The following is a 438-nucleotide window of genomic DNA, read 5'->3' as shown; positions in this document are numbered from 1 at the left end:
CGACCGACCAGCGGGGTGCCGGGCGGTACATCTACGGCCACCATGGTCAGCATGCCGCCGTAGGTCACGCCTGCCACGGCAGCAGCCACCCACCACGCGCGAACCCGTGCCGGCATGCCGTAGCCGCCTGACAGATGCGCCGGCGCGTGCGCCGGATGCGTGGTGTGCCCTTCAACCATCGTGGTCTCCCGCCCAAGACAGGCGTTTCATATCAGCAAAGTCATGTCGGCTGGCAGCGGGACACGCCGAGCACCCTGGCGCAAGGCGCGAATTTACCCACCAAGGTGGGATAGCGGCAACGCGCCATCCCTCTTCAGGGCTGTCAGTACGATATTGGAACGCACGTTATCCACACCCGGCACGCGCATCAGCTTGCGCATGACGAATTCCGACAACGCCGGCAGGTCGGGCACCACCACGCGCAGCATGTAATCGGCG

At 65.5% G+C, this 438-nt stretch carries 1 protein-coding gene; it reads right to left on the bottom strand.

Features of this window, described 5'->3' with window-relative positions:
* Positions 1–272: 272 nt before the first annotated feature.
* Positions 273–428 (bottom strand): Lrp/AsnC ligand binding domain-containing protein, encoded by a 156-nt coding sequence (locus AC6EMZ_RS23285; RefSeq protein WP_498405182.1) that lies wholly within the window; start codon positions 426–428, stop codon positions 273–275.
* Between the last annotated feature and the right edge of the window lie 10 nt (positions 429–438).

The sequence above is a fragment of the Enterobacter sp. SCRI0065 genome (genome assembly GCF_059766475.1).
The sequence above is the reverse complement of the archived record's forward strand: the minus strand, read 5'-3'. Positions and strand labels throughout refer to the sequence as shown.

What these genes read in the sequence shown, in the direction of transcription:
- AC6EMZ_RS23285 (WP_498405182.1), bottom strand. Translation starts at nt 428, where the DNA reads ATGCTGCGCGTGGTGGTGCCCGACCTGCCGGCGTTGTCGGAATTCGTC.